Consider the following 23,187-nt stretch of genomic DNA (forward strand, 5'->3'; position numbering starts at 1 on the left):
GGATGATCCGCGAGCACCTCGACGGCATCCTGGCCTGGACCCAACTGCGGGTGTCGAACGGCGCCCTCGAAGGAATGAACAACAAGGTGAAGGTCGTCAGCCATCGCGCCTACGGCTACCGCACGACCCAGACCTACATCATCGCCATCTGGCATGGGTGCGGCGACCTCCCTCTCGAGTGATCACACTTTCAGGAGACGAGCCTCAACTTTCAAGACCTGTTTGCGACGAGACGTTTCTTCAAACGTGAAGTCGCAGTCGATATTCTCGACGATCTTGCGGAATCGGAAATCCTAGTTCTTCGCCGAGTCTTCAACAAGAGACACGCCCACCAACACAACGAGGGCGCGGTTACGGAACGCTACGTCAAGAAAGTCCCCGAGGATCGGGACTTGTTAGGGACGACAGCACCACTCTCTGCAGACGAGTTCGACGCCGGGGCCCGAGCCCTTCGGAAAGTAATCGACAGGGTACTGGCAATTAGCCGTCGAGGGTGTCGGCAGATGGACGAGTGACGTGGCTCCGAGGCTGCCGGACCGCACTGTCACAGGGCGTAATCACGCACCTCCCGCGCCAACGCGCCCCGTGGCTGACTGCGCGCTAGGAGGACAGGAGCAAGAGGACGTGCTAGAAGTTCACGGACTGCTTCAACGATTGGCAAGACGGCGGCAGCTCTTTCATTCCGAGGCTGACTTTCAGCATGCGTTTGCCTGGGAACTGCACAGCCGGTGTCCAAGCGCGATGGTCCGTCTGGAGCGTCCTCTCGACTCCGACCTGGGCTCGCTACACGTTGACGTAGTCGTCGAACTGGCGCACCGCTGCTATGCGTTCGAACTCAAGTACAAGACCCGAGCGATCGCTGGCTCGCTTCCGGACGAGACCTTCAACCTGCAAAACCATGGAGCCCAACCAATCGGTCGATACGACTTCATGAAGGATTTGCAGCGGCTTGAGTCCCTCTGCCGGCGTCTGCCGGACGTAACTGCGTGGGCGGTCCTCCTCACGAATGACAGCGCGTACTGGGCGCAAGCGCGCGGCGCCGAGGACACTTCCGCCGCGTTCAGCCTAGGCAACGGCAGGAGAGTGTCAGGCCTCCTCAGATGGAGCGCTCGCACTTCGCCAGGCACCAAACGTAAACGCGAGTCCCCAATCGAGATCGTAGGGCGGTACGTACTCGACTGGCACGACTACTCGACCATTTCAGGCCACTCTCATGGTCGGCTGCGATATCTTGCGGTTGAAGTGCAGATGATCCCGGCAGTGAGCGGTCGGGGAGATAGCTAACTGCGGAGCCCAGCTCGCCGCGCCTCGCTGCTTCGCGGGACGCGGGGAATACCAATGTGGTGATGTTCTGGTGAGAGGTCCAGTTGTCCTTTATTACGGAACAACACCCGCCTGGGCGACGACGTGGGATCGCCCCGCAGAATCCCCAATCTCGAGAGTAGTTCTGGCTGCGGGAACTTCCAAGAGGAAACGATTTGCTCCCGTCTTCTTGTCGACCACCCACAGGCCTGTCGGTTTCACCCCTGTTTGCTTTTGGGTCCGCTCTTCGGAGACGTGCATTCTTAGCCACTGCGTCGTGGTGGCTAACGCGAATGAGGGGACGCGATCGCGCACGGTCCCATAAATGACGGCAGTGTCTTTCGCGTCCGGATCGCCGACAGCGAACGCCTCCCGTTCATAAGTGGCGACAAGTCTGTCACCTTCTAGGAAGTGAAGCCCATCCTGGCTGAGGGCCACCTTGGCAACTCCCGTTCCGTCTCGCAAGAGGAGCTTCGGAGAATGCGAAGCAGACGCATTATCGATCGCGAGCGATGCCACTTGGGCGCCCGCGTCGTTGACAAGGACGACAGAGGTCGCTCGAAGCGCCTGTGGGTAAGACGACGCGTATTGCAGTAGCGCGAGGAAGGCGGCCACCAGGCTAAGCGCCGTCAGCCAGACGATCATGATTAACACGGTCAGCCGCAGCGATCGTGACGCCCGAGGAACGTCCTGGACGAGGACAGAGGGGTCCGGTGAAACCGCGGGGTCGCCGGGGCGAGTCTGGCGCTGGCTCGCGACACCTGTCTTCCAAGGGTTTGGAGCAAGATACAGGCAAACGCCTACGAACAGTATCGGGAGTACGAGACCGAGGATGATGCGGAGGATTCCGACCACGTAGATCGCCTGCGTGACGCTACAACTTGTGCAACCGAAGAAAGGGATGCAGAACATCGTAAGTACAAGTACTGCGCTGGCGCCGATGCCTGTGGCCCACATGATCTTGGCTTGTCGGTCGTTCACGGGTCGCCTCCGCCGTGCTGGGGGTTGTCCCGGTCGGCGTTGAAAGATTGACGGCGGTCTCCGGCCCAATGACATCATTGGGTTGGGAAAAGAAAGGAGACCACCGTCATGAAGAAGCATGGCACGAAGAGGACGTTCGCGGAAGCCACATCTGCCCCTGGGAGGTCGGCCTCCACGAGCGGATTCGCCCCTCCGTGGGGCTCTCTCAGCCCCCGGGCGCGGCTGCTGGAGGTTGTCCTGGTCCGTGGGTTCGAAGGCGTGATGCAGATGCTCGAGGAGGATCGAGAGACGCTGTGCGGGCCGCTGCGGCGCTGGCAGCCTGACCGGCAGGCCTACCGGCACGGGTACGACGAAGGCCGGCTGGTACTCGGGGGACGCACGGTGAAGGTCCCGAGGCCGCGGGTCCGGGCCGTCAACGGCCGGGAGATCGAGCTGCCGTCGTGGCGTCACTTCGCCGAAGCGGACCCCCTCCACGAGCGCGCCCTGGAGCAGATCCTCGCGGGCGTGAGCACTCGGAAGTACGGCGCCAGCCTCGAGGCCATCCCCGAGGGGCTGCAGGCCGGAATGACCAGTTCTTCGAGCGTGTCTCGTCGCTTCATCGCCATGAGCCGGCGCCGGGTAGAGGAGTTCTTGTCTCGTCCCCTCGATGATCTGGATCTTCCGGTGATCCTCCTCGACGGGACGGCCTTCGGCGAGCACGTCCTGGTGATCGCGCTGGGCATCGACGCCGAGGGTCACAAGCACGTCCTGGGGGTCGTCGAGGGGACGACGGAGAGCGAGGGAGTCTGCCGAAGCTTGCTGACGAGCCTGATCGAACGCGGACTCCGAGTCGAGCGGGCAAGGCTGTTCGTGATCGACGGCGGCAAGGGGATCCGGAAGGCGATCCGGATGGTCTTCGGCGTGTGGGCCCTGGTCCATCGGTGCCACGTGCACAAGCAGCGCAACGTCGCCGAGCATCTTCCCCAGCACCGTCGCTCGTGGGTGCGGGCCGCGGTTCGTAAGGCGTGGGACGCGGGGACGGTCACGAAAGCCCGGGAGAGGCTGTCCCACCTGGCCGATCAGCTCGACAACGACCATCCCGGAGCTGCCGGATCGATCCGCGAGGGGATGGAGGAGACCCTGACGCTCATCCGGCTCGGGGTCTCTGGCGCGTTGTATAGGACGCTCTGCTCCACGAATCCGATCGAGAACCTGAACGGTAAGGTGAAAACGGTGGCGAGGAACGTGAAGCGCTGGCGGGGCGGCGCGATGGTGGTGCGCTGGGCTGCGACGGGCCTCATCGAGGCCGGCAAGCGTTTCCGAAGGATCCGCGGTCATCGTGAGATATCTCAACTCGTCGCGGCGCTCGACGCTGCCGTCGGCGTCAACAAGGTGGACGCAGAAGAGAAAGTCGCGTAGAACATGGCCAGAGACCGCTCGTCATCTTTCAACGGAACCGGGGACATCCCCGCCGTGCTGCGATAAGTTAGTCACCGAACTTGGATTGGATGCACGCAGGCAGCACCCCCGGATCTCTCCCCGTCAGCCTCGCGCCGCACGTCTTTCTCCCGTACCTCGTCTGCCCCTGGTACGTCGCCGCGGTGACGTAGTAGTAGCCGTGGCCGGGTGGGGGCGACGGAAGGGTGTCCACGGCGGTCAGGTAGTCGCCGCGTGCGGGAGCGGTGGCAGGGTAATGGCATTGCAGCCCGTGGGCCTGTGACCAGTTGCCGACGGTGGCGAGGTCGCCCCAGTAGGTGTCGAAGTAGTCGGCGGCGGCCATGCCTTCGGGCATGACCGGGACGTGGAAACTGAGGCTGGCGGCGGAGGGTGTGTAGGTTTGCTGGATGTCGTAGAGGGTGGTGAATCCGCCGATCGCGATTATCTTCGACTCGGAATATCCGCAGCGACTCCCGCTCCATCCGTAGACTTCAACAGGAATGAGGGCGCGTCCGTTCACGGGATCGAAAACCACAGTCCGGCCAAGGTGAAGCCCATAGCCGACACAGGGGCCTCCCTGATATGCCGTACTGCAATACGGCCGGGTGGGACGCATATGGTCCGAACACCCACCAGAACCGACACGATCTTGAACTGTAGCGACGATCACGTCACCCACTCGCAGTGAAAGGAAGCTCATAGGCGAGTACCAATCATTGTACATCTCGACGTCGGGACCTCCCTCAACGCTGAGGAATCGCCCGGTATTGTCGAGGGCTAGGTTGCTTCCCTTGGTGAAGTCCGCGAAGACGTCTAACGCCTGACATGTGTAACCGGGCTCCAGCAACACCCAATCGCTGCAATCGAGAGGCTGCCCCGGATCGCTGGCCGCCACCGGCAGCACGCACACCACGCCGAGCACACAAAGGACCAGAAGAGTACGCATTTGCAGCCCCCCTTCGGTTGCTGCGTACGGTATACGCCGGATATCGGTGCGGGGGCAATGCCGATTCGCGTGCCGATTCGTGGCCGAGTCGCGGCGGGATCAACGCGGCGGCGGGTCGAGCCGCGCAGTCGGCGGCTCACACCTCCGTGGAGACAGGTGATGGCCCGACCTCCTGCCCGGCGCACTTCGCGATGCTGAACACCGCGTTCCACGGGAGTCTCAGCACGCCGGCGTGATAGTCGGTGACCTCTACGCTCAGCCCGTCCTCGTCCCAGGTAACCGAAAACCCCTCGTGAGGGTACTCGATTCGACCGGAACGCTCCGATTTGCGCATCATCCGCCCCCTATCGATGCGGCGCGGGAGGCCGCGCTCGTACGCGAGTCTGATAATACCCCCAGGCAGGTTGCGGCGTGGCGTACGGTGTCGATGGCGGGTCGAGGGGTATCGGCATTGCCAGGATGCTACTCAAGCAGGATGCTCGCCGGCAGGCTGACGTGCCTCGCGAACCTCTGCGCCAGGAACAGGCCCGGCTCGAACGGCAGCTGAGGGTGGCCGTCCTGCGCTCGCGAGCGTACAGTGGCGGGACGGGATGAGCGGCCAGCGAGGCTGCCCACCCAAGCGTGCGAAAGGGTGAGCATGCTGGGGGGAGCCTGGAAGGGTCGGGCGGATTCTACGCAGGACGCAAAGCTATTCCCCTTCTGCGAGGGCTCGGGGAAGTGCGTGAAGTGCTCTGGTACCGGGACGCGGATGGCGCGACACAAGTGGTGGAAACGTGACTGGTATTCTCCTTGCGGCGCATGCGGGGGACCCGGAACCTGTCAGCTTTGCCACGGCACCGGGAAGCGGGCCGGCCAAGTTTAGCCCGCCGTTCTAGCAGGCGAGCCCCCGCACCTTCCCGTGCATCTCCTCATCGCTCGGATGCGTGTACACCACCGTTGTCAGCGGGCTGACATGGCGCGCAAACCTTTGCGCCAGAAACAGGTCGTGGGTGGCCCGGTAGACGTTCGTGACCGCCGAGTGTCGGGTGCAGTGGAAGGGGTACAACCGATCGAACCCCGCCTTCTGCTGCCACGTCCTCCACGCGAACTGGACTCGACGTTTCGAGATGCGGCGACGGGATTGGTTGCAGAAGAGCGGCTCACCGGGGGCCAGATCCTCGCCGCGCTGCCGCTTGAACCGCCAGAACCGCTTCAGCTTCACGACCAGCCGGTCGGGCAGAAACACGTCTGCCGCCCGGCCGCCCTTCGCGATCTCGGGCCGGATGCGGACGCGGACCCGGGGCGTGCCGTCGGGCGCGAACACGTCGCCGACGTTCAGCCCAACCAGCTCGGCCAGGCGCAGGCCGGTCCCGAGCGCCATCGAGAAGATCGTGTGGTCGCGCAGGTTGGCAGCCGTGGCCCGCAGGACCGCTTTCTGCTCAGCGGCGGTCAGGGTCGGAGGGGCGAGGTGGGGCATGGGGACCTCCGGGAACGACAGGGCCAGCGGTGGGGGAGGAAGTCAAGGGGAGCCGGCAGTGTGACCCGGCGGGGGCGTCGGGCAATGCGGGTGGACCGCACGGTAGTCGGCCAGAAGTTCTGGATCATCACGGCGGCCAACCGCTCAGTCACCACGGTCCTCATGCCCGAGGACTACTGCAAGGAGGGCAACCAGGGCGCGGCCGCAACGCTGCGCCTTTCTTTCGGTCGTCGGGCGCTCCAAGGGCCGGTCGGCCCGGAAAACGACGCTCTAGGATGCCCCAGGATCGCTCCGGACAAGGTGGGCACTACGATTGGACGCCCCCAAACTCCGCACTCTATCCGCAGTATTGATGTTCGCTGCCAGGACCTCTAGTCTGGGCCCACTTGATCGCGGCTCACCTCCGCTGATCATGGGGGACCCGAACGTAGGCCGTAGCCGAGGTCTTATTCCCTGCGGCGTCGGTGGCGGTGTACACAATTGTGTAGGTGCGGCCAGGGCCTGACGGCGCCCGTTCCGCCCGAAGATCGAAATCGAAATCGGGGGTACCAACCGCGGCACCTTGGACATCCTGCGCGGTGTTCCCGTCGCCGTTCCTGGGTGCGTCGGCAAGCTCACTACTAGTGACCGAGGATAGAACCACCGAGGTAGGGCCGCACATATCCGTGGCAGCTACCATCGCTTCCACATGAACCATCTGGTGGTTCGGCGGCCACAGTACCGTGGGGCTCGCGGCGGCAGACACGGCGGGAGGAGTTGTATCTTGCACGGTAACCGATGCCTGGCAACGCGCAACGTGTCCGGAGCCATCAGTCGCGGTGAAAGTTACGAGCGTCGGTCCCCCAAGTCCGAAGACGGGTGGCGCATCGTTCGACAGTTGCAACGACGGGTAGCACACATCATGTGCACCCACATCGGCGAAGAACGAACTGAGTTGTGGATCGGAAGCCGCTACCCCATCGGGGCCTGTGCACTCCACACGGATGTTGTCCGGACAGTGGATGGTGGGAGCCACCGTGTCGACGACGCTAACGGTGGCATGACAAGACATGGGCGCAACATCGGGATTTTCGGCGCTGAACGTGACCGACGTAGTCCCGAGCCCAAGAAACGCTGGGGCGTTGTCGGAGATCGTCAATGGTCCGTTGCACGAGTCGCTCGCCGATGCTCCTCCGAAGAATGCTTCTAACTGCGGATCATCCCTACCAATTCCTTGATTGCCTGTGCATTCGACCGTAGCGTCCCGGGGGCAGGCGAGACTCGGGTGACTCGGTGTTACCTCAATTCTCACTGGTGGCGCGGGGCTGGAGAACGGTTGACCACTTCCAGCCGCCACGACGTAGTACATGCCGGCTGGCAAATTGCATGGTACCTTCAGCTGGCCGACAGTATCTACGTTCCCGATCGCCTTGGGCTGAAACCACCAATGACCTGTCAGCGTACCTAGTTCTGCAACCGCCATCGGTCCGCCGGGCGAACCGATGGGCAGGATGGAAAGGCCAAGTCGAATCGCGAAGTCTTCGGAACTGGAAACATCCGAGTAGTTAAGAATGCTCAGCTGCCAGTCTGCCAGTACCTGACCCGCTGACACTGCGGTCGATGACGGGCGCACGCTATACGGAACAAGTCCTTCCGAAAGGACCATCACCGGTGGAGGCATCGGAGGTTCATCGGGCCGCGGAGATTCCAGCAGACCTACCCGCAAACCTGGCCACGTGACCGACCAGAGAAAGTTCAGGAATTGCGCATCTGTAAAAGGCCTGAATTGGGACCCGGGACAAGTCTCCTGCGGGCAGTACTGCTGCAGGGCCGGGTGAGCCTGCGGTCCATAAACCTCCTCCGGATACTTCCCATCCCATCCACTCCACCAATAAACGTCGGCGTTATCCACTGACGGTTCCACCTCGCTGGGCGGAACATCTGTATTCTCCAGTCGCACCCAACCAAAGCTCCCCACCCTGAAGAGTATCTCCCCCGTGGTGTCGCGCGTGATTTTCTGAGGGTACAAGGCCATCAGGTCATTCGGGTGGTCGGCCTCAGCAACCCATAGAGCGACCGACTGCGGCGCCTGCGGCTGGTCCCAGTCCCATACCAGGATATTGGAGTACGTACATCCGAATGGCCCATCGATCCACTCGTCGTAGGGGTCGGGGTACGGGGCCATGGGCGAGTACCCGCCCCAAATTGGCCCTGGCAGCTCGTATCCTGAGTACAGGAGCCCAGGTTGCGTAAAGAGAAAAGCGTTTGCGCGTAGTTCCGGAAAAAGGTAGTTAGTCAGAACGACTGGATCAGCTGTGCCGAACTTAATGTCGGCGTAGGGGCCATGTTCGCTGCAAAGCGGCTCAGAGTTCTCCCAAAAGAAGGCGCTTCGAAAAGTCAATACCTTGTGACCCGCATTACTGGAGGAAGAACCCACAAAGCTGGGAGGATGGTTGTCATTCGCGGGATCTGGAGTGTTATTGAAGCTACTGTAATCGACGGGGATGAAAAGCTGCGGCTGTGGTAGTTCCGCTGGCACGCACTCGACGTGCAGATTCTGATAGAAATATGCAGCGCTATCGGCGGGTTCGGCGTCTTTGGCGCCAACGATTCCATCTGCCGCGTCGACGTAATAGTACATCTCGGGATACGACGCGGGAGTGGTCTGGTTGAACCGGCATCCCTCCGGGGGCGTGCGTGTGACGCGAAGACCGGCTGCCGTGTTGAAGATTGCGTAGCTCCCGCCCTCCCGGCTGAAGTAGTCGAAGCTGTCGCCGATGTGGAGCGGATGGACGGGAACGTCTAGGTCATTCCACCATAAGCCTTCGTAAAAGACCGCATCCACCTCTCCCACGAAACCGAGGGAGATCTGGAGCGGTCGTGTCTGTGCCAATGTAACGGCAAGCGTAAAATTGAATCGTGCCTGGTCGCCAAGGTCGAGAATGATGCCGCGGCTGTAACCGGTATCGGAGCCGCTGGTAGTGATCTCCCGCGCTGCTGGATTCCAGGCGATGTCGTTGACGCTGTTGTCGTCGATGGCGAAGGTACTGCCTACCTGCGTCCATCCCCTGTACGTTCCGATCGCAGAGATTGGTGAAGAGGCAGGTGAGAGACCCCCGATAAAGAGAAATAGCCGAGTGTAGTCAACCGGCACTTGGATGTTCTCGAACCTAATCGAAACCAGCGCGCCACGCTCAGGATGTGGGTTGGAAATACTGAGAGTATGAAGATTGGAATAAGTCAAGCCAGTGGCTTCAGCGCCGCAGCTCCCGAGGTCCTGTTGCTCGAGCACAACCTCATTGTCGGGATCCGTCGATCCCACCACAACGTCGACAGTTCCAAACCCCTCGACCTCGCCGATGCTCGGACCAGCCGCGCTGATCTTGACGTCGAAAGGAATTGTGGTCCACTGGTGCAAGATTGGCATCCGAAAATCATATCGCGTCCAACTCGTCACGTTCGCGGATATCGTAGCGGGAAGGCAGGGTAGCGCGACGCCGATCCCTAACCGCAACAAGAAGTGCCAAGCGGATTTGTGCTTCATGGCTGTCCCCTACGGTCTTAGAATCAGGCTATAGCGAATCACGTTCGACTCCGACAAACACAAGCCTGGCACAAGCCTGTCGCATCTTACCCTCGCACGCGCGATCCTTTCGGCCAGCGCTATGGCCGACACACGCAACAAGTGCCGTGACCGATCCCACCTCCGGCACAACTGAAGGAGTATGCAGAACATGAGCCAGTGTCTGACGTAACCGTACAATCAGACTGCACCTGAGTAATCTGTGTGGCGCTGCCGCAACTGCAGAAAATCGTGGTGCAATTCGTGCCTGAGAAATTCACACAGGCCGCGAAAGTATGGGGCAGCGTCGCGGTTGTCTGCGTTGTTCCATCGGGAAACTTGATTCCTCCGGTAGTGCTCTGGATCACGCCGGCCACCGTTAGCTTCGTGGTCGGCGAGGTCGTTCCGATCCCTACGTTGCCGTTAGTTGCTACAGTCACCCTATCCGGGGTTCCATTTGCGCCGAGTGTCAGAGCTCTGCCACTATTTCCAAGAATATTGAAACCGCTCGTGCTCCAGGTCACAGTTCCATACTCATCGCTTGCCCCGAAGAGTGCCAGATCTCTATGACGCGTTATGCCATTGATATCAAGCAGCCTGCCTGGCGCCGTTGTCCCGATGCCGACGTTGCCTGCGGAAATCCAAGAATTGCCCGACCCGTAAGCGTATAGCCTGATGATCTCGCTCGTCCCAGAATACAAAGACAGCATCCCGTTGATGGCTCCGGTGCTACCGTTGTATAGAGTTGCCACCGTGCCACCAGTACCTGCGTTTGATAACCTCATACCCGTGCTAGCTCCGTTTTGGGCAACGTCCAGTGTGGTTGCTGGAACCTGCGTACCGATCCCGACATTGCCGGCGACGGAGAGTCCACCAGCACCATTGATGGCCACCGCTCCAGAGTCCGCGTTGATCGTCCTGCCGACTCCGGGCCCTCCCTGGTCGTACGCCTGGTCAAGTGTATTGCCCATGTTAGACCTGGTAGCGGCCGTGGTTTGCACCGTCGAGTCCGGAAACTGGAAGCCACCGCTCATGGAGGTGACCGTGCCTTGTACGGTGAGTGGCCCGCTCATCGTGTCCCCGGCCTTCTTGACGAAGTCCGCGCCCTCGAAGCCGTCCAGCTTCTCGGCCTGGTAGGCGAACGGCGTGCTCGCCAGGTGTATCCGAGGGGTCAGGGTCTCGCCGTTGACCGTGATCTCAAGGTACCGGCTCGATCCCGTGAACAGGCTCGCTTGAAACGCGAGTTCTACCTCGTAGATCCCGTTCGCCACCGTCACGCTCTGGGGCAAGAGGGCACCGAGGTTCGTGCCACCCGGGAAGTCCGCGTCGTAGAGGGCGAACCCCATGGTGACGGTTCCGTTCACCGGGGTCCCGCTCTGAGTCAAATAGCCTTGGACCTTGATCGCCTGTGGCGTCGATGCCTGGGCCAGCACTAGGCTTGGCATGGACAGCGCCAGAGCGACGACAGCCGCAATACTGCGTACGCGCTTCATGGCCGCCCCCTCTAGGGTCTTGGGATCACGTTGTAGAAAATCACGCCCGATTGGAACGCGAGCGCATCGGTCGCATTGCAGGTTCCCGTCTCGCGGTCCAGGTTCGCGGGATTGAAGATGTCCACCGAGGTGTACGCTCGAAACAGCTGGTACGTGCTCTCAGCCCCGCTCCACCGAAGGTCCACGTTCAGAGGATCGGCGATGTTCCTGCTCCCCATGAGCACGATCGGGACTGGACCAAGGCCCAGCACAGACCAGAAGCCCGTGGTCGTCCGACTTCCGGCGTTGCAGAACGAGGACCCGCCCGTTGGTGAGAGTTCTGCCGCCGTGGTCGTGGACACAAAACTCGTCGAGGACATTCGGGCCGCCCCTGCGGCAGCGGTCGCTCGTGACATGGCGTAGGAGGTTGACCGGAGCACTTGCGTCGGGACGACCTGCGGTTCGTCACGCGGCTCGATCTGGTCCGCTGCGCGAACCGCAACGCCCTGCAGCGAGATGACAAAGCAAATCGCCACGCAAACCAAATCGGACCTTGGCCGCTTCATGACTGATCCCCCCGCGGGAGTGCCAAAATACCGTGGACCTTGGACGACAAGGCTGACGTCCGCCAGAATATACGCTGGTTTCTAGGATGCAGAGCACCCAATCGGAGCGCTTGACGCTGCATCATAAAGGACGTTATGAGTCGCCTTTCACCGCGCGGGTCGCGCCGTTCGCGGCCGAGGAACAGAGCGGTGGTGTTTCTTCTGGCGGTGCTACCTGAATGAGGCAGCCGCAGGAGCTGTGGCAGAGAGCTGATCCGCAAGACCATCGGCTTTACGCCTCGATACCGCCATTACCGGCGGGTTCCCTTACGCTGTCACCCGCCGGCAATGGCGCTTGGACTGACATAGACGGTGGTACGACGACCGAAGGACGGGTCATACGCCATCGTCGACCGTCAAGCGAATCCACAAGACTGCGGTCGGGATCACTCGGCCGACAGTCTGACAGCGATCAGGTAAGCTGCCTTGTTCGCGCACACCACCGCCGCTGCCGCCTGCGAGGGGCTCTTCCACTTGCCAATCCCAGCCGCCCCGGCGCCAACCCGGTTTCCCACTAACCCGGCCGCCAATCCGCCGAGATTCCAACTAGTCGCCGACGAGCTGCCCTGCACCGTCTGGACCGCCTCCACTTCATGTGTGCGCGAGTTGATGATCCGCAACGCCAGTTGAAGCGTGCTCTTCGACTTGCCCACACCGCCACCGATCGCCCCAAGAAGTCTGTGACCTAACCCGGCCATCCCACCTCCTGAGCTTCGTCCTTCCATCGCGCCAGCTTGCACCGATGCGGTGATCCTGAAATCGGTATCTCCGTCATCAACCACTCGGAAGCGGTGAGTTTCTATCAAGGCCTTTGCGAGAAGGTCTTCGATTCCGGATACTCCGGCGGCGGCCTCGGAGCCAGGCTCGACGAGGACACTGACTCTTCGCCCGTCGCGCTCAGAGTACTTCATGGCGAGCCATTTCTTATCGCACTTGTCGCCGGTCACGCACTCGTCGTCGATCGAAACGACACCCCCTTTTTCGTCGACGAAGCTGGCGAGTCCGATCGCGTGCGAGGGGCCGGTCTCCCCCCTCGCGAGAGCAATCCCCCCCGCCTTGAGGCTTACGAACGCCACCATGGTCAGTCCAACGAGCGTCTCCCATCTTGCACGCATGGAACTTCCTCCTCCTTCCGCGTTGCCGCGCTTGAATCCGAATTCACACCGATTGCCCCCCTTAGAGGCGAGCAACTCGCCTCCGAGGGATTCAGCGCCATGCGATCGGCGTATCCCCCGAACCGAGCTGGAGGATCCGCGTGGCACCCGTCACCACGGTGAACGTGTACGGGTACGATTCGCGGCCGGTCGGATTGTCTCGGAGGGTCAAGCTGTGGGATCCCTCCGGGTAATCGCGCTCTATCCTCTGTCCCGACACTGTCAACCGTCCGACGTAAGCGCCATCGACGTACACATTCCAGTCGAGCCCCGACACAATCATTTGGATCTGCAAGTGTCCCTGCCCGCCGGAGCTGTCGAGGACCTCGCCCGTCCCGGAACAACTTCCAGAGAGCAACGCGACGCAGAGAAAGACCGCCATCGCGCATAGCGTCGCCAATGGTCGCTTGGTCATGTCCGCTCTCCTTGCGTTCGTCCAGCCGCCACGACCAGTACGGCCGCAGCAGTCAGGAGAACTGCTCTGTGCGATTCGTTTAGCGTGTTCGCGTTCATGGGTTCCTCCTCGCGACAAGAAATGTGTGCGCGACCAACCTTGGGTACCAGACAGCTGCACGTAAAAAAGGCGACCGCCCCTTTTGCATTTCTTTTACAATGGGGTCCGGCGCGACAGGACCGATAGGACGTATTGGTGGGAGCGATAAACGGATGACAGCCCGCTAGCCGCGAACACCCGAATCGGCCTCGATCAGAGGGAGCCGAGGCACCAGTTCCTGGCGCGGATGTCGTCTGTAAGCTGCTCCCGGTAGTAATTCTGAGGCATCATGGGGAGGAGAAACGCGGAAGGAGGCGAGATGTCCAGGCCTACGGCGACCCCTCCGAAGATTCGCATCCTGATCGTCGAGGACGAGGATCCCATCCGCAACGGACTCGTCGATGTCTTCCTCTATCACGGCTACGACGTAACGGCCGTCGCGGACGGCCGAGAGGGCTTGGAGCAGGCGCTCTCCGGCGGATTCCATCTGATCGTGCTCGACCTAATGCTCCCCTCCGTCGACGGCTTTCAGATCTGTGATGCGGTCCGGCACCAGGACCGTTCGCAGCCGATCATCATGCTGACGGCCAAGGGAGATGAGGACGACATTATTCGCGGCCTGAAGAGCGGAGCAGATGATTACGTCGTCAAGCCGTTTTCCGTCCGGGAGTTGGTGGCACGCGTCGAGGCGGTGCTGCGACGCAGCCAGAAGCTCGCCGCCGATCAGGGGAAAGTCTGCTGGGACCGGCTAACCGTGGATCCTAGGACTTTCACCGCCGAGGTCGACGGTCGGTCCGTGGATCTGACTCACCGAGAGGTCGACATCCTGAGATGCCTCATCCGGGCCGCGGACCGGCCCGTCAGTCGGGGCGAACTATTGCGGGAGGTGTGGGGATACCGCGACCCCGATATCGACACCCGGACGGTCGACATTCATATTGCCAAGCTGCGTCGCAAGATCGAGAAGGACCCGGACGAGCCGCGACTGATTCGGACCGTGCGCGGCGAGGGTTATCGGATGGGATTGTGAGATGAAACGTCTGCGCCGGCAGTTCGCGGTTTTCACCCTCGTCCTGGTGGTTGGTTTCGTCCTCATTGTTCTGCGCTTTGTTCAGCAGCTGGGCCGCGAGGAACGGAGCCTTGCCCGCGGGTACGCCGAGCAGGTGTTCGATCAAGTCCAGCAGCAGCAGCGTTGGCTACTTGAGGCGGAAGAGGGGCGGCCCTTTGGAGAGTTTCGCTACTTCTATTCGGTATCGGGACTGTCAGGAGTGTCGCTGGCGCGGTCGCCACTTTCCCGCCTCCCAGGGGACGATTCGCGAGGACTCGTCGGCTACTTCCAGATTGATCCGGATGGGGCCGTTACCACGCCGTACCTACCGGTGGGCCAACAACCGTCACCCGGCATCCCGACTGGGGAGCGTCAGACGCGTGAGGAACTCCAAGCGCTTCTCGCTCGTTTGACGAGCTCGTTTCAAGCGCGGATGCGCGAAGGCGCGACGCCACCCGGCAAACTCCATCCTCCGGAGGTGTTCGAGCTAGGAGCGTCATCGAAGGACGTGACCGTAGCTGACCTGGAGCCGCTCTCGGAGAAGAGGTCGGGCGGTCCCCTGGGACGCAAGAGAGCCGAGAATCGGATCCTCTCGCAAGGGGAGAAGTCAACAGAGGCTGAACTGCGCGTTTTCGAGAAGCAGAGGCCATCCAGCGAAGAGGTAACCCCGCCGGTTTCCAGGGCCTGGCAGCGCGCGCGCGCGCGGCAGGTGTCGATCGACCCCTTCCAGGCCAGGCTCGTCGAAAAGCACTTTATCGTCTTCTACCGCAAGCTCTGGTTGGATCGATCGCTCTACCTTCAGGGGTTTGTGCTCGACGGGCCGAAGTTCTTCGAGTGGTTGATGGACCAGACGTTCCCTCGCTCACCCTTGGCGGGGTTCGCGATCGCATCGCTCAACCTGGGAGACGAAGAGCTGGCTCGATACGGATCGGCAGCCGCGGCGTCGGCCGCTAATCGGCCTTTCTTCGAGCGTTCCTTGGGTTATCCGCTCAACCTCTTCGTCTGGCGAATCCGAGCGGCATCCTATCCGCGCCTCGCCGGGCGCGACATGTTGATGATGCTGGTGGTCCTCGCCGGCGCTGTCCTCGCGCTCGGCCTCGTGTCTATCTACCGCACTGCCGCTGGCGAGGTTCGCCTGTCGCAGAAGCGGCGGGATCTCGTCTCCGCGGTGACACACGAGCTGCGAACCCCTCTCACATCCATCCGGATGTACGCGGAGATGCTCGAAGAGGGAATGGCCGTTGACGACGCGAAGAGGTACGAGTACTACGGCCAGATCAGCCGGGAGAGCGCCCGACTGTCCCGCCTCATCGAGAACGTGCTCCAGCTCGCGCGTCTGGAGAAAAGGACGTATCGCGTCGAGTCTCAGGTGCGTGTGCCCTCCCTGGACTTCGAGGACATCTGCCGGGAGTTGTCCGCCCTCGCCGAGCGTCAGGGTTTCCGGTTGACGTGCAACGTGCCGACCGACCCCCCTCCTGCCATCGCGTACGACCCGGATGCCGTTCGGCAGGTGTTCCTCGTGTTTCTCGACAACAGCCTGAAGTTCGCCGCCGGCGCCGCCGAGCGCACCCTGGAGATGTCGTTGATGAAGGAGGGTGACTCCGTCGTCTGGACGTGGAGCGACCGCGGGCCCGGTGTTCCCAAAGGGGAACTCGGGCGCATCTTCGACACGTTCTACCGCGTTGAGGGAGAGACCACGCGCCGGACGAAGGGGACAGGCATCGGTCTTGCCATCGCGCGCATGCTTGCCGAAGCGATGGGCGCCAGGATCGAGGCCCGAAATCGTCCAGCAGCGGATGGTGGTGGGCTCGAGATCCGGCTCGCCTTCGGCGCCACGGGTAAGGGCAGTGTGTAACGGCGAGCGCAGCCGGTTGAGCTTTGCCACCGCGCGCCATCCACCCCAGACGCGAGCCGCAGCACGTTCAGTTTCTGCGACCCACTGAGCGTCCGTTCGCTGTCCGATTTCTTGAAGCGAAACGGTGACCAGCCGTCTCCCCTCTGAGCGATCGCAAGAGGTTGTGCTCGTTTTGTGCTCGAACCAGAGCCGACGTGGTACAAAAGGAACCAAGAGCCAGTGGCATAAACCCGCGTTCCGTTTGGTTCTCTTCGGCTGGCGTCGTCTCGTCATCGCGCATAGTCCTGGCTTAAAATCCCCTTCCCGCAGGGGAGTCCGGGTTCGAGTCCCGGCTCCGGCACCACGGAAAAGCGCGAAATGGCGGAAGATTTCGGGTGGAGGCGCGAGAGGTCTCGCATTGAAGAAGGGGCCGTTGGGCCAAATTGTGCTCGTTCTGTGCTCGTTCTTCACGGAGATCCTAACTGGGGCGCGACATTACGACGACGTTGGACGCAGGTGCGGGTCGAGACGCTCGATACGCCTCGAGCTTCCGGAGCGCCTCTCGCTTGTCCGTGTCCGACGTGATGTTGTAGCGGTTGAAGATGCTGGCGGTCTTGTGGCCGGAGATCCGCTGGGCGACCGCCTGGGGAACGCCCGCACGGATCATGTCGCGGACCGCGGAACGGCGAAGATCGTGGAAGAGGCGGCCCGGCACCTTCGCCGAGGTGCAGGCCGCAGCCCACACGCGCTTGAAGTCCTTCACCGGGTTGCCATGGCGGTGGAAGACGACCGCAGAGAGCCCGGACGCGCCGTCGGGTAGGGAGTATTCGCGAGCCGCCCACCGCCGCTCGATCACGTCCTGTAGCTCCCCGATCTCCAGCGGAAGGCAGCGTCCCTCGCCCGTCTTCGACGCTTCGGCGCGAAGACGAACTTCTCCTGCGTCGCGATCGACATCCTCCCACCGAAGGCTGAGGATCTCCCCGCGCCTCCAGCCGCTGCAGTAGCCGAACCGCACGATGTCGTCGATGGTCTCCGGGAGGTGGGCGACGATGGTCTCGATCTCGTGCCGCTCGAAGAACCCGGTGCGCACGTTGTTCTCGCGCAGCGTCGGGAAGTACGGCACCCGGAGGATCTTCTCCTCCTTGTGCGCGAGCCGGAAGGCGGCCCGCATGTGCTGCACGGATCGATTGCAGGTCGCCGGCGCCTTGCCCTCCTCGAGTCGCGAGTCGATGAACATCCGAATCTGCTCGGTCGTCACGTCCGAGGCTCGCATGAACTTGAAGAAGGCTCGGACCGGCTTGAACTTGCATTCGATGCGGGAAGCGGACTTCGCACCCTTCTGCCGCAGGTGCGCCGAGTAGGAGTCCAGGAGTTCCTCCACGGTGATTCGTTCGGCTCGGGGACCAATGAATCGGTCGCCGTAGATCTCCTTCAGGCGTGCCTTGAGTCTTTTGCGGGCCTCGGCCTCGGACTTGGCTCCACGGCCATCGAGGCCTCCCGGCTCGCGGACCGGCTTGCCGCGGAAGTAGTACTGGATAAACCAGCGATGACCGCGCTCGAAGACCCTACCGTCGCCCCTCATAGCGCCTTCCCGGGGGCCCCTGCCCCGCGTTGAAAACGAGGAGGCGCTGTCGTGGTTGATCGAGCCGTGCAGGTATGCTGATAACCTTGGCCCAGCCCACGATACGTCCCCAAGGCGTTGTGGGTCAGGTCCCGTCGGGTGCTTCTACACCCGGCGGGGCCGTTTCCCACAGGACAGTTACCTCCGCTCCGCACCTTAATCAACGCCCTTGCCTCATCTGGTTCCAACGTTCCAGCCCGCGCGCCGAGAAGACCAGCCGCCTGCCAACACGGACCGCGAAGGGGAGCCCCTTGGCGTGGCGGTAGAGCCAGTCTCGTGAGACGCCGAGCCGTCGAGCCGCTTCGGCGATGTCTAGGTTCTCATCGGGTCCGGTCGTTCTTCCTGAGCCGACTGTCGGCATCGCGAGGAGGCGAGCAGAGGCCGCAGCTATCCGCGCCGAAAGCGCGGCGATGATCGTGGAGAGCCGCTCCGGCGGGGCCGCGGAGATCTCCCGATCCAACGCGTCGAACGTCCAATGTAAGCCGGTCATTCGGTCACCCGGTACGACACGCCCCTGCATGGGATCCACTTGTTCTCCCACCTGGGCAGACCTGCGGCGAGCAGCGTGGCGACCTCCGCGATCTCGGCGTCCTGACGCACATGGCTACCCATGGTTCGGCTCCACGGCGTCGATCCACTCCGCGACGAGCTCGGGCGCTGCAGGGGGATGGCAGGTCCCGCAGACCAAAGCGCCGTGAATGGAGCGCCAGAATCGGCCCTGACCGCAGCTCGAGCAATTCGTCTGGCTCTTAAGCTCCTCGGCGAGGACGACGTCGATGAAGCCCTGCTCAACGGAGAAGACATCGATTCCAAATGCCGCCTTGAGGCGGGCAAAGCCTGCGATGTCCTGAGGGTTCATTCCCGAGATGCTCAACAGGTCGGTAAGTTCACGGGCCGTCCAGATCCGTCCGCGCCGAACACCGTCGGCCATCAGCACGCGGATGTGCTCGACCCGCGGGACGAACCACAGGGTTTCCGAGAGCCACGGCACCGTCGCCTCGACGGCGTAGCCGCACCGCTCGAACTCGCGCAACGACATTTCCAGGACTTGGCCCTCTTGCTCGAGGACCCTGACCAACTCGAGCTTCGCAGCGCGAAGCGTCTCCCGATGCTCCGGTGTAATGGCCCCCGACGGAGCGTCCAAGACAATGCGGTCGCCCGAGAGGGCGAGGGTGACGCCCTTCCTCCGCAGTTCGCGCACGAGCACCAACGCCTGGGTCATAGCTCGAAGTGCTCCCGATCGGGGGTCGGTGGACCCCCTGACGCGGGCGGCGGGACCCCTTCTTCACCAGGTTCCCCTTTCCGATCCGCAACACCCGCAACAACGGCGTCGTTCCGCTCTTTTTCACCACTTTCGGCAACCGCAACATGGGGGGGTGTGTTGCGGTTCGAAAAGTGGCCAAAAAGCCCGTCGTTCCGCGCTTGTTGCGGCTGTTGCGGTTGCGAAGGGAGGTAACGGGAGAAAGCATCCGTGAAGTCGGCCAACCGATAGCCCCTCGGCGTTTCGGACCCGTATCGGATGGTCCTGGGTCGGACTCCGAACGGACGGAGCAGATTCGCCATCGCTGTTTTGGAGAGGGGTCTGCCCTTGCTCCACTCCGGCCACGGGCGATCCTCGAGGTTGTTGAGCGCGGACACGATGACGTCCGAGGGGATCTGGTCGTCCCCACGCTCGTCGAAGAGCTGACGAATGTCGGCCAGCAGCTGCACGGCGGCAGATGGGTCTCCATCCTCGCTGCCACCGTTCAGCGCAAGGGCCGCCTCCCGAGCCTTCTTGGGCCACTCCCCGCCAATCGCATCGGCGATGGCCAGGAGGGGACGCCAATTGTCCTGAGCACGGTCATTAAGTTCTTCGGGAACGCTCGGTTCCGCGTCCGCCAGGTCCTTCGCGTGGTCTGCCGCCCAGCGAAAGGCCTTGGATCGCAGGGGTTCCAATTCCCTGTCGATCCGGTCCCGCCGCAGCCGCTCGATCTTCTCTCCCGGTGCCCGCCGGCGCATCGAGATCACAATCGACCGGTCTTCGAGAGTATCGGTCAGCTTCCCGATCATCGCGATGAGCTTCGGGCACCACGTGGAGAACTGCCTGGGCTCGTGATCGTCGCCAACGGTCCGGATCACGATGGCAGTGGAGCGGGTGTGGCCGGCGTTGAGGATCCCCCGCAGGTCGTCGTTGTTTGCGAGGAAGGTGTCGCCCTCATCCACGAGCAGGGTGGGTTGGACCATCTCGACCGTTCTGTAGAGCGCAGCAGGGGAGATGTTCGAGGCGGGGAGCTTCCGAGGGACGAGAGCGCCGACCACGTCGAGCGCCGTCGTCTTCCCGCATCGTCGTTGGGGCGACACGAGCGCCAGGAGCGGGGAGATGAAGGTGGCGGCAAGGGCATACGCGTGGATGATCCAGAGCGCGATCGCGACGGCCGCACCCCGCGCAAGGACCACGTAACGCTCCAGCACTTGAACGATCTGATCTAAGAGTTGCGAACCGTCGACCGGCTCGGGCCAGGGTGTGGGCTGAGAAAGGATGACGGCTCGTCCCTGTAGATCCTCGTCGCTGCCGGTTCCCACGCCACCGATCGCGGCGTCCACGAGTTTCGCCGGAGAGCGCACGCCCAGGGATTCGAGCTTGATGATCGCGGCGTTTCTTACGGAGGCGCGACGGAGAGGGTCTTCGCCCTCGAGCTTCTCCTTGAACTTCCGCAGGACCCTTTCGACCACGTCCGCCGATGGATTGAGGCCGAGCATCGAAAGGCCGGTCGAACGAAGCAGGCTGTCAACATCTTCGACCGGCTGTTCGGGGGCTTCATCCTGATCTCCAACCGGCGGCAGCGGGACAGCGGCGTCGAGGACGGCTTGGAACGCCGCTTTGAATCCTGCGTCGTCGGCTCGGTGCAGGTCGTTCGGATCCTTGGCAGCACCGCACACGACGACGAGCGCCTGGCCGTTCCAGTTGAGCTCGCGCAGGCGCCTCGCGATCCCGCGCGTGAAGGTGTCTCCGCTCTTTCCCGGCTCCCTGATTACGAAGAGGCGCTCGATCCCAGCGAGGTGGGACGCTTCGACCTTCGCGGTCATGTCGGCCCCGGGAATGCCGAGCGCGGGGAAACCGTGATACCAGAGGGTCCAGGAATCGGACTCGCCTTCCACGAGGACGAGGTAACCGGCCGCCCTGGCTTCGGTCAGGCGGTCGAGGCCGTAGGGAACAGGCTTGCCCTTCCCAAACAACCACAGGGACCCCTCTTTCGCAGTCAGCGCGATTCGGAGGCGGCGTCTGGTGGCGGAGGACCCATCTTCGAGGCGGTACGGGATGACGACGCCGTCGTGGCGATCCTCGAGGCCGAGGCTCCGCAGGAAGTCCAAGGGGATGGCCTTGTTCTCGGCCAGGTCCGCAACCGTGATGGGCTGGGAAGGAGCCTCAACTCGACTGGACGTGGTCGACGCCGGGAACAGGTCTTTGACCTCCATGGCCATCGCGCGCACGATCGCGTCGACCGCGCAGCCAGCGAAGCACTTGAGCAAGACCCGACCATCGCTGCCCTCGCCAATAGACAGGCTGTTGCAGTGGTCATCATGTACGGGGCAGTGCGCCGTCCAACCACCGGCGTGCGGCTTCACTCCGACAAGCCGTTCTAGAACGTGTTCGACCAGACGGCCAGCCATCATTGCTCCTACTTCGTCGCCGGCAGCGCGCCGATGGTCCGATCCTGCAGGAACTGATCGAGATCCTCTCGACGGAAGCGAATCAGTGGTCGACGCCGACCTTCGCCAAGCCGGATGTGTACGAGTTCTCCGCGTCGGCACAGCGCGTAGACGGTGGAGATCTTGATGTTCAGAAGGGTCGCGACTTCCCGGGCGTGAAGAAACTGGTCGCTCATGGGTACCTCCGCAGTTCTCTTCTCGCTGCGAAGGTAAAGGCGACGGGAGTGACGCGACAGGTGTAATTAAGGGGTGGGCTTAGTTCGTCGGGGGTGAAAGGGGGTCCGTTCCGGCTTCGGGGGGGTCCATTCCAATCCCGGAGTCTTGAGGGCATTCTCGACGCGCCGAATAACGTCCTTGACCTTCCTTTGAGCGGAAGGCTGCTTCTCTTTCTCGAAAACCGCCTTGGCGATCTGAGGCACCGTCATCATCGCGGATCGCCGTAACGTGTAAATGTACACGTCTCGCAGGGTCTCGCGTCGCCCGGGACGCGGCGGGGCCGCGTCCACCAGCATGAATGCGTACTCCTGTATGCGCCGGCAACGTTCAAGTGCCTCGCGAAATTGGATTTCGAGCGGCCGCGCGACGTCGATTCCGACATAAAGCCAACGGTTCTCCGGGGGAATCGGATCCGGCCCTAGCGAAGAGAAGAAAGGAAGCCGGCTGTCGGGATCGAGGCAGGTCAGCACGTAGTGCGGGTAAAGGCCTCTCTGCCCCGAGGCCGCCCATGTCTCGATCGCAAGCCCGAGGTAGTGGCCCCATTCGACGGATCGAAGGCCCTCAAGGTGGAGCGATGGAGAGTCCGTCCGCTCGATATTCGGCGCGGGGCCGAAGTTCCAAAGTCGAGCGACTTCGTTGAGATCGAATTTCCGGTCGCTCGGTCCTTCGTTCGCAAACCTCCGGAAGAACCACTCCCGTATGGCTTCGTACGCGGTGGTGTTTCGGCGAAGTCGGAGCGACACCTGATTCGATTCCCCTGGAGGCACGAAACTTATCCACGCGCCTTCCCTGCTGATGTCTTCGAGTCGAATCGATGTAACCGGGCGGTCCGTCGGATTGGTGTAGGCAGTCACTTTCGTCTTCTGCTCGGAATAGCAACGGGGCGGGCGCAGGCGTCGGCGTGGAGCACCAGTCGTTTTCATAGAAACAACTTATCACGATAGAAAGCGTGTTCGGAATAGATGAAGAAGGTGGTTCGTTTTTGCTTGTGGGGCCGCTGACGGGCGCTACACTCAAATCGGTAGTTCAGACCCAGGGACAATGCACGTGAACGGACGCACAGCGGCATGTTCCGCGTCAAAAGAAACGGCCCGCGAGCCTCGTGACCCGCGGGCCGTCGTTCAAGGTGGTGGTGATCTACGAGCGGGCTTCCTTGGCCTCCTTCAGGACAGCCTCGAAGGCGTCCTTGTTCTCCGCCGCGAACGCGGCGGCCACCTGCCGCATGAATCGCGTCGCGTTGCGAGGGCCCGCGGCCTGGTGGATCGCCGCGAGCTCCTCGTCGGTGACGCGGATCGCGAACACGCGCGTCGCCTCCGAATCCTTCGGCGCCCTCTCCGCCTTCGGGGGCTTCGCCTTCTTTTCGGTCGTCTTCTTCTTCGCCATGACTTCAACCTCCGCGGGGTCGACCCGCT

At 62.4% G+C, this 23,187-nt stretch carries 21 protein-coding genes; 5 read left to right on the plus strand and 16 right to left on the minus strand.

What is annotated here, in order from left to right; translation table 11 throughout:
• Positions 1-182 (plus strand): transposase (locus LAO51_14300; GenBank protein MBZ5639914.1); only part of this gene is annotated, 182 nt, incomplete at its 5' end.
• Positions 183-1,377: 1,195 nt separating this feature from the next.
• Here the strand turns inward: LAO51_14300 and LAO51_14305 are convergent.
• The gene (locus LAO51_14305) at positions 1,378-2,283 is read right to left on the minus strand and encodes a hypothetical protein (GenBank protein MBZ5639915.1); all 906 of its coding nucleotides are present in this window, start codon (positions 2,281-2,283) and stop codon (positions 1,378-1,380) included.
• Between the two features lie 108 nt (positions 2,284-2,391).
• Between LAO51_14305 and LAO51_14310 the strand changes: the two genes are divergently transcribed.
• Complete coding sequence (locus LAO51_14310; GenBank protein ID MBZ5639916.1) at positions 2,392-3,681, plus strand: IS256 family transposase; 1,290 nt, start codon at positions 2,392-2,394, stop codon at positions 3,679-3,681.
• Positions 3,682-3,748: 67 nt separating this feature from the next.
• Here LAO51_14310 and LAO51_14315 read toward each other — a convergent pair whose 3' ends face one another.
• The 8 genes from LAO51_14315 to LAO51_14350 form a co-directional block, all read right to left on the minus strand.
• On the minus strand, positions 3,749-4,219 hold the full coding sequence (locus LAO51_14315) for a hypothetical protein (protein ID MBZ5639917.1): 471 nt from the start codon (positions 4,217-4,219) through the stop codon (positions 3,749-3,751).
• 562 nt (positions 4,220-4,781) lie between these two features.
• Positions 4,782-4,982 (minus strand): hypothetical protein, encoded by a 201-nt coding sequence (locus LAO51_14320; GenBank protein ID MBZ5639918.1) that lies wholly within the window; start codon positions 4,980-4,982, stop codon positions 4,782-4,784.
• A gap of 534 nt (positions 4,983-5,516) precedes the next feature.
• A complete protein-coding gene (locus LAO51_14325) occupies positions 5,517-6,101 on the minus strand; it encodes a site-specific integrase (protein ID MBZ5639919.1) in 585 nt (194 codons plus the stop codon).
• A 397-nt stretch (positions 6,102-6,498) separates the two neighbouring features.
• Entirely contained in the window at positions 6,499-9,624 is a 3,126-nt protein-coding gene (locus tag LAO51_14330) for a hypothetical protein (protein ID MBZ5639920.1), read from the minus strand.
• A 119-nt stretch (positions 9,625-9,743) separates the two neighbouring features.
• On the minus strand, positions 9,744-11,135 hold the full coding sequence (locus LAO51_14335; protein ID MBZ5639921.1) for a hypothetical protein: 1,392 nt from the start codon (positions 11,133-11,135) through the stop codon (positions 9,744-9,746).
• Between the two features lie 11 nt (positions 11,136-11,146).
• Entirely contained in the window at positions 11,147-11,353 is a 207-nt protein-coding gene (locus LAO51_14340) for a hypothetical protein (protein ID MBZ5639922.1), read from the minus strand.
• Positions 11,354-12,105: 752 nt separating this feature from the next.
• Positions 12,106-12,834, minus strand: a complete 729-nt coding sequence (locus tag LAO51_14345) for a CsgG/HfaB family protein (GenBank protein MBZ5639923.1) — start codon at positions 12,832-12,834, stop codon at positions 12,106-12,108.
• Between the two features lie 91 nt (positions 12,835-12,925).
• Positions 12,926-13,288, minus strand: a complete 363-nt coding sequence (locus tag LAO51_14350; GenBank protein ID MBZ5639924.1) for a hypothetical protein — start codon at positions 13,286-13,288, stop codon at positions 12,926-12,928.
• Between the two features lie 397 nt (positions 13,289-13,685).
• On the opposite strand from LAO51_14350, the gene LAO51_14355 reads away from it, so the two are divergent.
• Entirely contained in the window at positions 13,686-14,396 is a 711-nt protein-coding gene (locus LAO51_14355) for a response regulator transcription factor (GenBank protein ID MBZ5639925.1), read from the plus strand.
• Position 14,397: 1 nt separating this feature from the next.
• Positions 14,398-16,269, plus strand: coding sequence for a HAMP domain-containing histidine kinase (locus tag LAO51_14360; GenBank protein ID MBZ5639926.1), 1,872 nt, complete (start codon positions 14,398-14,400; stop codon positions 16,267-16,269).
• A gap of 457 nt (positions 16,270-16,726) precedes the next feature.
• Here the strand turns inward: LAO51_14360 and LAO51_14365 are convergent, their stop codons facing one another.
• From LAO51_14365 to LAO51_14380, 4 genes are all read right to left on the minus strand, one after another.
• Complete coding sequence (locus LAO51_14365) at positions 16,727-17,830, minus strand: site-specific integrase (GenBank protein MBZ5639927.1); 1,104 nt, start codon at positions 17,828-17,830, stop codon at positions 16,727-16,729.
• A 199-nt stretch (positions 17,831-18,029) separates the two neighbouring features.
• On the minus strand, positions 18,030-18,359 hold the full coding sequence (locus LAO51_14370; protein MBZ5639928.1) for a helix-turn-helix domain-containing protein: 330 nt from the start codon (positions 18,357-18,359) through the stop codon (positions 18,030-18,032).
• 114 nt (positions 18,360-18,473) lie between these two features.
• Positions 18,474-19,091, minus strand: a complete 618-nt coding sequence (locus LAO51_14375; GenBank protein ID MBZ5639929.1) for a hypothetical protein — start codon at positions 19,089-19,091, stop codon at positions 18,474-18,476.
• A complete protein-coding gene (locus LAO51_14380) occupies positions 19,088-20,788 on the minus strand; it encodes a DUF3631 domain-containing protein (protein MBZ5639930.1) in 1,701 nt (566 codons plus the stop codon). Before LAO51_14380 ends, LAO51_14375 begins: the two co-directional genes overlap by 4 nt.
• On the opposite strand from LAO51_14380, the gene LAO51_14385 reads away from it, so the two are divergent.
• Complete coding sequence (locus tag LAO51_14385) at positions 20,717-21,493, plus strand: hypothetical protein (protein MBZ5639931.1); 777 nt, start codon at positions 20,717-20,719, stop codon at positions 21,491-21,493. The genes LAO51_14380 and LAO51_14385 overlap by 72 nt on opposite strands.
• A 35-nt stretch (positions 21,494-21,528) precedes the next feature.
• On the opposite strand, the gene LAO51_14390 is transcribed toward LAO51_14385, so the two are convergent.
• The 3 genes from LAO51_14390 to LAO51_14400 form a co-directional block, all read right to left on the minus strand.
• Positions 21,529-21,735: a helix-turn-helix domain-containing protein gene (locus tag LAO51_14390; protein ID MBZ5639932.1), complete on the minus strand. Its 207-nt coding sequence runs from the start codon at positions 21,733-21,735 to the stop codon at positions 21,529-21,531.
• Between the two features lie 66 nt (positions 21,736-21,801).
• A complete protein-coding gene (locus LAO51_14395; GenBank protein MBZ5639933.1) occupies positions 21,802-22,629 on the minus strand; it encodes a hypothetical protein in 828 nt (275 codons plus the stop codon).
• A gap of 283 nt (positions 22,630-22,912) precedes the next feature.
• On the minus strand, positions 22,913-23,187 hold a 275-nt coding region (locus LAO51_14400; GenBank protein MBZ5639934.1), incomplete at its 5' end, for a hypothetical protein.

Source organism: Terriglobia bacterium (assembly GCA_020073205.1).
Taxonomy (GTDB): Bacteria; Acidobacteriota; Polarisedimenticolia; order Polarisedimenticolales; family JAIQFR01; genus JAIQFR01.